At 77.4% G+C, this 7156-nt stretch carries 7 protein-coding genes and 1 pseudogene; 3 read left to right on the top strand and 5 right to left on the bottom strand.

All coding sequences use genetic code 11. From position 1 onward, the window contains the following. Window positions 1-237, bottom strand: a pseudogene (locus IH44_RS0138220) (fasciclin domain-containing protein); the annotation flags it as partial. A gap of 438 nt (window positions 238-675) precedes the next feature. Here IH44_RS0138220 and sigK point away from each other — a divergent pair. The 3 genes from sigK to IH44_RS0138240 all read left to right on the top strand — a co-directional run bounded on the left by sigK (window position 676) and on the right by IH44_RS0138240 (window position 2644). After that, window positions 676-1263 (top strand): ECF RNA polymerase sigma factor SigK, encoded by a 588-nt coding sequence (sigK, locus tag IH44_RS0138230; RefSeq protein ID WP_051818208.1) that lies wholly within the window; start codon window positions 676-678, stop codon window positions 1261-1263. Next, on the top strand, window positions 1260-2045 hold the full coding sequence (locus IH44_RS0138235; protein ID WP_051818211.1) for an anti-sigma factor: 786 nt from the start codon (window positions 1260-1262) through the stop codon (window positions 2043-2045). Before sigK ends, IH44_RS0138235 begins: the two co-directional genes overlap by 4 nt. Before the next feature lie 143 nt (window positions 2046-2188). Next, window positions 2189-2644 carry a hypothetical protein gene (locus tag IH44_RS0138240; RefSeq protein ID WP_030464463.1) on the top strand — a complete coding sequence of 152 codons (456 nt, stop codon included), beginning with the start codon at window positions 2189-2191 and terminating at the stop codon, window positions 2642-2644. A 213-nt stretch (window positions 2645-2857) separates the two neighbouring features. Here IH44_RS0138240 and IH44_RS0138245 read toward each other — a convergent pair whose 3' ends face one another. The 4 genes from IH44_RS0138245 to IH44_RS0138260 form a co-directional block, all read right to left on the bottom strand. Continuing rightward, window positions 2858-3607, bottom strand: coding sequence for a DUF1295 domain-containing protein (locus IH44_RS0138245; RefSeq protein WP_081967374.1), 750 nt, complete (start codon window positions 3605-3607; stop codon window positions 2858-2860). A gap of 56 nt (window positions 3608-3663) precedes the next feature. Beyond that, window positions 3664-4965: a cyclopropane-fatty-acyl-phospholipid synthase family protein gene (locus IH44_RS0138250; protein WP_030464465.1), complete on the bottom strand. Its 1302-nt coding sequence runs from the start codon at window positions 4963-4965 to the stop codon at window positions 3664-3666. Next, the gene (locus tag IH44_RS0138255) at window positions 4962-5729 is read right to left on the bottom strand and encodes a DUF1365 domain-containing protein (protein ID WP_198545110.1); all 768 of its coding nucleotides are present in this window, start codon (window positions 5727-5729) and stop codon (window positions 4962-4964) included. Before IH44_RS0138255 ends, IH44_RS0138250 begins: the two co-directional genes overlap by 4 nt. Window positions 5730-5800: 71 nt before the next feature. Continuing rightward, a partial coding sequence (locus IH44_RS0138260) for an NAD(P)/FAD-dependent oxidoreductase (protein ID WP_030464467.1) occupies window positions 5801-7156 on the bottom strand: 1356 nt, incomplete at its 5' end.

Genomic DNA, 7156 nt, shown 5'->3' on the forward strand with positions numbered 1-7156 from the left:
GGATCCGGCGCCGTCCTTGGGGACGGCGGCGCAGGCCGCGCCGAACGGGGCGTCGGCCATCGCCGCCGAGGCGGTGGGGCTCGACATCGCGGCGGAGCTCGCGGCGGTCGCGCCGGTGGTGGCGGAGGACGAACTCGTACCGCCACCGCTGCTGCTGCACGCGCCCAGGGTCAGGGCCAGCGCACCGGCGGCGAGCAGTGCGGTGAAGGTGCGGCGGTTGCGGGTGGATGCGGACATGGCGGAGCTCTCCTCTGTGATGGGTGAAGGCGAAGCGGGTGTTCGGCGAAGTCGGTGACGGCCCGTCAGACGACGGCGGCGTGCACCTCGATGCGGTCGGTGCCGGGTCGGCGCCGCGGCGAGTGGTGCTGGTCGGTCACACCCGGCATTCGGCGGGCGGTGGGGCGCGGATTGGTGGCAGTTTCGGTGGCAGTTTCGGTGGCAGTTCCGGTGGCAGTTCCGGAACGGGCGGGGGAGGCGGCGGAGACGGCGCCGGGGGCGGGGCGCGCGGGTGCGGCGAAGTGGTCGGGGTCGGGGGCAATCCGGGACGGCGAGTGCGACGAAGAGGGGTGGAGTCGTGTTGTCGAATCGGTGCGGTCGGGGGTTCCGGCCGCCGTGGGAGGGTTCCGTGCGGGTGGTGCAGTGGCAGGGCAGGAGCGTTGTCGGTGGGGTGGCGGGGTGAACCACGTGGTGTCGTTGGCCCCGCCGCGGCGGCCCGGGCCGGATCTGCGGGAGTTGCTGGCGCGGGTGGTGCGGGGTGACCAGGACGCGTTCGAGGCGCTCTACGACGCCGTCTCCGGGCCGGTGTTCGGGCTGGTGCGGCGGGTGGTGCGGGACGCCGCGCAGTCCGAGGAGGTCGCGCAGGAGGTGCTGCTGGAGGTGTGGCGCACCGCGGCCCGGTACCGGGCGGACCGGGGCGAGGTGCTGCCCTGGGTGCTGACCATCGCCCACCGGCGGGCCGTCGACCGGGTCCGCTCCGCCCAGGCCGCCGCCGACCGGGACCGGCGGGTCGCGGCCGCCTCGCACGGCGGCACCCCCTACGACGAGGTCGCCGAACAGGTCGAGGGACGCCTGGAGCGTGAACAGGTGCGGCGCTGCCTGCGCACCCTGACCGAACTCCAGCGGGAGTCGCTGACCCTGGCCTACTACCGCGGCTACAGCTACCCGGAGGTGGCCCAGGTGCTCGGCGCCCCGCTCGGCACCGTCAAGACCCGGATGCGGGACGCGCTGATCCGGATGCGCGACTGCCTGGGGGTGGGCGCGTGAACGCCTTCCGCCCGCACACCGCCGACCGGCGCGCCCCCGACCCGCACACCCTGACCGGGGCGTACGCCGCGCACGCGCTGGACGCCGAGGAGAACGATGCCTTCGAACGCCACCTCGAGCACTGCCCGTCCTGCGCGCAGGAGACCGCGGAGTTCGCCGCCGCCCTGGCCCGGCTCGGGGCGGCCGAGACGGCGGCCCCGCCGCCGGCGCTGAAGGACCGGGTGCTGGCCGCGCTGCCGGGCGTCCGGCAGGAGGCCCCGCGGGTCGACGGCCCCGTCCCGCCGCGTACCCGCCCGGCCCGGCTGCGGCGCCGGTTCGCCCGCCGGGCACCGGGGTTGGCGCTCGCCGCCTGCCTCGCGCTGGCCCTCGGCGCGGGCGCCCTCGCCGTCCAGCAGCACCGGGAGGCCGAACGGGCCCGCGACCGGGTCGCCGCGCTCGCCCGCCAGCAGGAGTCCGTCACCGCGCTGCTCACCGCGCCGGACGCCCGCACCGCGACCGCCGCCACCGGCGGGGGCACCGCCACCGTCGTCTGGTCCGCCACCCGCGACCGGGCCGGCCTGCTCGCCGCCGGCCTCCCCGCCCCGGGCCCCGGCCGCACCTACCAGCTCTGGTACGACGACGCGGGCACCATGCGCCCCGCCGGGCTGCTCCCCGCGGGCAGCGGAACCCTGCTGCTCAGCGGCCCGCTGGACGGCGCGGCCGGCGTCGGCGTCACCCTCGAACCGGCCGGCGGCTCCCCGCACCCGACCGGCGCCCCGGTGCTGCTGCTGCCGTTCGCCTGAGCGGCCCGGCCCACCCGCCCCACCCGGCCCGGTCGACCGGACATCGACCGGGCCGGGTGTGTCGGGTAGGGCGGGGGTGCTCCCGCGGGTAGGTTCCCGGGAGGGGCCACGGGGCGGGCCCCCACGGGGGAGGGGAGAACGCGATGGCGAACGAGGTGCCGTTCCGCGGCGCGGACCGGGAACGCCTGGCCGAACTGGCGTTGCGCGGGGCGGCCGGACTGCCGCCGGTCGAGGCGGGGGTGCGGCTGGCCTTCCAGGTCGAGGAGGTCGGCGACTGGCTGGTCGGCAACGGCTTCGTGCCGCTCGCCGAAGGGCCGGACGGCCCGTCCGCGACGGTCGACTTCCGGCGCGCGATGGACCGCCTCGGCCGCCCCCGGCAGGCCGGCCGGGCCGCCGCCCGGGACGTCCTCGGCGACCGGGCCAAAGCCGTCCTCACCGTCGCCGCCGGCCTGGCCGGGGTCCGCACCGGGCCGCTGCGCCACGCGATCGAGGGACTGACCCACCGGGAGGCCCGGCTGGTGGCCGAGGCGGTCATGCACGCGGCCGGCTTCCCGGACGCCTCCGCCGACCCCTACGGCCGAGCCGAGACGTCCGGCTGAGCCGGGGCAGCCGGCCGAGTGGAGGTGGGCAGCGGCCCGGTGGGGTGGCGGAGGTGAGCGGGTCTCAGTCGTGCCGTCGGGGCGGGGGGCCGTGCCGCTGCCGTCCGGCTGCGCGGAGGCGTCCGGCAGTGTCGGGGCGGTTGGCTGCGCCGAGATGTCTGGTCGTGCGGGGGGTGGGCAACGGCCCGGCGTGGTGGCGGAGGTGAGCGGGTCTCAGTCGTGCCGCCGGCGGGGCGGGAGCGGTAGGAACGCGCTGGTGCGGGCCGTGTACGCGGCCCAGCCGGGGCGGTCGGAGCCGGACAGGTGGCGTTCCAGCATCGGCTTCCCGCTGCCGAAGGCCAGCAGCCAGGTCATCAGCAGCGGGCTGCCGACGAACGCCCAGCCGATCGGAGCGTCGGCGGCCAGCAGGAACAGGCCCCACCAGACGCAGGCGTCGCCGAAGTAGTTGGGGTGCCGGGTGTACCGCCACAGGCCGCGGTCCATCACCTGGCCGCGGTGCGCCGGATCGGCCTTGAACCGGGCCAGTTGGGCGTCGCCGACCGCCTCGAAGAACAGGCCGACCGCCCACAGCGCCGTCCCCGCCCAGGCGGCCGGGCCGAGCGGGCCCGGCAGGTACTGGGCGGCCAGCACGGGCAGCGAGACGAACCAGACCAGGGCGGCCTGCAGCAGGTAGACGATCCGCAGCGCGTACCGGGTGCGGGCCGGCCCGGCGGGGGCCCTGGCGAGCATCCGGGCGTAGCGCGGGTCCTCGGGCAGGCCGCGGGCCCGCCACCACAGGTGCGCGGACAGCCGCAGCCCCCAGAGTGCCACCAGGACGGTGGCCAGCGCCCGCCGCCCGCCGTCGCCGTACCCGGCGGAGAGCCCGCAGCCGGTCAGCGCGACGGCGGTGAACGCCAGGCCCCAGGCCGCGTCCACGCCCCGGTGGCGGCCGGTGCGCACCCCGACGGCGAACGCGCCCAGCATGACCAGCAGGGCCGCGCCCGCGGCGCAGGCCGCGCCGAGGCCGAACGCGGCGGCGTTCACCGCTGACCGTCCCGGACCGCCGGGGATCCGGCGCCCGCCGCGGCCCCGTCCCGGCTCAGCAGCACCTGGTGGACGTTCAGGTAGCCGGAGCGGAACCCGGCCTCCGAGTACGCCAGGTACAGCTCCCACATCCGGCGGAACACCTCGTCGAAGCCCAGCGCCGCGACCTGCTCCGCCCGCCCGGTGAACCGCTCCCGCCACAGCCGCAGCGTCTCGGCGTAGTGCGGCCCGTACGCGTCCGCGGCGTCCACCCGCAGCCGGGTGTGCGCGGCGGCGGTGTCGGAGATGGCCCGCAGCGAGGGGATCTGGCCGCCCGGGAAGACGTACTTGAGGATCCAGGTGTACGTGTCGCTGCTGGCCAGCATCCGGGCGTGCGGCATGGTGATGGCCTGCAGGGCGACCCGGCCGCCGGGGGCGAGCAGCCGGTCCAGGGCGGTGAAGTAGGCGGGCCAGAACGGGCGTCCGACGGCCTCGATCATCTCGACGCTGACGATCGCGTCGAACGTGCCCCGGGCCTGCCGGTAGTCGCACAGCCGGACCTCGACCCGGTCGGACTGCCCGGCGGCGGCGATCCGGCGGCGGGCCAGCGCGAGCTGCTCGGCGGACAGGGTGAGGGTGACCACCTCGGCGCCGCGGGCGGCGGCGCGCAGGGCGAGTTCGCCCCAGCCGGTGCCGATCTCCAGCAGCCGGGTGCCGGGGCCGACCCGGGCCAGGTCCAGCAGCCGGTCGATCTTGCGGTGCTGGGCCGGGACCAGGTCGGGCCAGTGGGCGGCGGGGGAGGGGTCGGAGAACACCGCCGAGGAGTACGACATGGTCGGGTCGAGGAACAGCGCGAACAGCTCGTTCGACAGGTCGTAGTGCCGGTGGATGTTGCGCGGGGCGTTGGCGGCCGTGGACAGCTCCGCCGCCGGGGGCCGCCGCACGTACAGCCGGCGCAGCCACCCGGTGCCGGGCGGGACCAGGGTCTCGGGGCGGGCGGCCAGCGCGGTCAGCAGGCGCACCAGGTCCGGGCTGTCCCAGTCGCCCGCCTGGTAGGACTCGCCGAAGCCGATCAGGCCGCCCGTCCCGACCCGGTGCAGGAACGCCTCCGGGCGGTGCAGCCGCAGCACCGGCGCCTGCGCGGGGGACGGCAACATCGGCCGCCCGCCCGGGAGTTCGACCCGCAGGCCGCGGCCGGCCGCCACCCGGCGCAGCAGCCGCCCGGCCACCGCGGCCCGCAGCGGGGCGTGCGGCACCCGGGCGACGTCCGGCCAGCGCGACGGGTCGACGGCGGGCGGGAACGGGACGGTGACGGTCATCGGCGGACGGCCTCTCCGGAACGGGAACGGGGATGGGGACGGGAGTCGGGACGGGGGTGGGCGGGCAGGCCGCGCAGCCACAGGCGGACGCCCTGGGCGCGGATCCGCAGGCTCACGGCGTAGGTGGCGAACGGGTGCCGGGCCACCGCGCGCAGCAGCGCGGCCGGGCCCGCGGGGCGGCCGGTGCCGGACACCGTGGCGGTGAACGCCCGCCCGCCGGGCAGCTCCAGCGCCACCGTCAGGCGCAGCCGCTCGCCGTCCGGCTCCGGCAGCAGCAGGCGGTAGCGGCCGTCGAGCGGCAGGAACGGCGAGACGTGGAAGTCCTTGGCGGCCTCCGCGTGCCCGGCGGCGTCCGGGCGCAGCAGGTAGCGGTGGCGCTGGCCGTAGGTGTTGTGCACCTCGGCGACGGTGCACAGCGGCGCGCCCGCCGCGTCCCGGCACCAGTACACCGTCAGCGGGTTGAACACGTGCCCCAGCGAACGGGCCTGGGTCAGCATCAGCACCCGCCCGGCCGGGTCCGGGCGCAGGCCGTGCGCGGCCAGGTCGCGGGCCAGGTCCGCCCGGACGTCGGCGGTGCCGGGGTGCAGGGCGTGGTCGCGGGGCAGGAAGCGGGCCAGCGGGCGCAGCGGCCACGGCAGCCGGGGCAGGCGGTCGAGGTCGACCAGCCACAGGTAGCCGCGGTGGCGGAACACCCGGCGGGGCTCGGCCCGCACGTGCGTGGTGCGGGTCTCGTACAGCACGGCGCCCCACGGGCCGGGGAGCACGGCGGTTGCGGTTGCGGTGTCGGCCTGGCCGGGCGGGGCCGGGTCCGGCGGGTGCGCGGGGTCGTTCAGGCTCACGGGGCGACCGCCGTGAGCAGGTGGCGGGCGGCGGCGAGGCCGGAGCGGCAGCCGTCCTCGTGGAAGCCCCAGCCGTGGTAGGCCCCGGCGAACGCGGTGCGGGCGGTGGTCAGTTCGGGCAGCCGGCGCTGGGCGGCGACCGTGCGGGCGGTGTACACGGGGTGCTCGTACACGGTGCGGGTGACCACCTGCCGCTCGGGCAGCGGGCTGCGGTCGTCCTCGTTCAGGGTGACCAGGTAGTCCTCCGCGCCGCCCAGCCGCAGCAGCCGGTTCAGGTGGTAGCTGACCCGGACCCGGTCGGAGGGCGCGTCGCAGTCCGGCATCCGGTAGTTCCACGAGGCGCGGGCCCAGGCCGCCCGGGGCAGCACCGAGGCGTCCCGGTGCAGCACCGTCGGGTTGCGGGAGTACTCGAACGCGCCCAGCACCTCCCGCTCGGCGCCGGTCGGGTCGGCCAGCAGCCGCAGTGCCTGGTCGGCGTGGACGGCCACCACCACGGCGTCCGCCCGGGTCCACCGCCCGTCCTCGGTGGCCACCGTGACGCCGTCCGGGTGGCGCCGCACCGCGCGCACCGGCGCGGAGCGGTGCACGGTGCCGGAGTGCGCGGCCAGGTGGCCTGCGATCCGCTCCACGTACGCGGCCGAGCCGCCGACCACGGTGCGCCAGGTCGGCGAGCCGGTGACGCTCAGCAGGCCGTGGTTGGCCAGGAACGCGAACAGGTAGCGGGCCGGGTAGTCCCCGGCCAGGTCGGGCGCGCAGGACCACACCGCGGAGACCAGCGGGGTCATGAAGTGCTGGGTGAAGTACGGGGAGAAGTCGTGCCGGGCCAGGAACGCACGCAGGCTTTCCGTCCCGCCCTCGCCACCGCGCTCGGCCCCGTGCTCGGTCCCGCGCTTGGCTCCGTGCTCGGTCCCGCCCGCGGTTTCGTCCGCGGTCTCGTCCTCCGGGGTGGCCAGCAGGCGGCGGGCCAGGCGGTGGAAGCGCGGCACCTCGCCGAGCATCCGCAGGTACCGGCCCCGGGCCAGGTTGCCCGGGGTGGCCAGCAGCCCCGACAGGCCGCGGGCGCCCGCGTACTCCAGGCCGCAGCCCTCGCAGTGCACCGACATGCTCATGTCGCTGTCCTGCGTCCGCACGCCCAACTCGCCGAACAGGCCGACCAGTTCCGGGTACGTCCGGGTGTTGTGCACCAGGAAGCCGGTGTCCAGCGCCAGCTCCCGCCCGTCCGCCGCGGTGACCCGCTGGGTGTGCGCGTGCCCGCCCAACCGGCCGTCCGCCTCGAACAGCTCCACCGCCACGCCCGCCCGGGCCAGCGCGTACGCCGCGCTCAACCCCGCCACCCCCGCCCCCACCACGGC

The sequence above is a fragment of the Kitasatospora sp. NRRL B-11411 genome, assembly GCF_000721345.1.
Classification (GTDB): domain Bacteria; phylum Actinomycetota; class Actinomycetes; order Streptomycetales; family Streptomycetaceae; genus Kitasatospora; species Kitasatospora cineracea.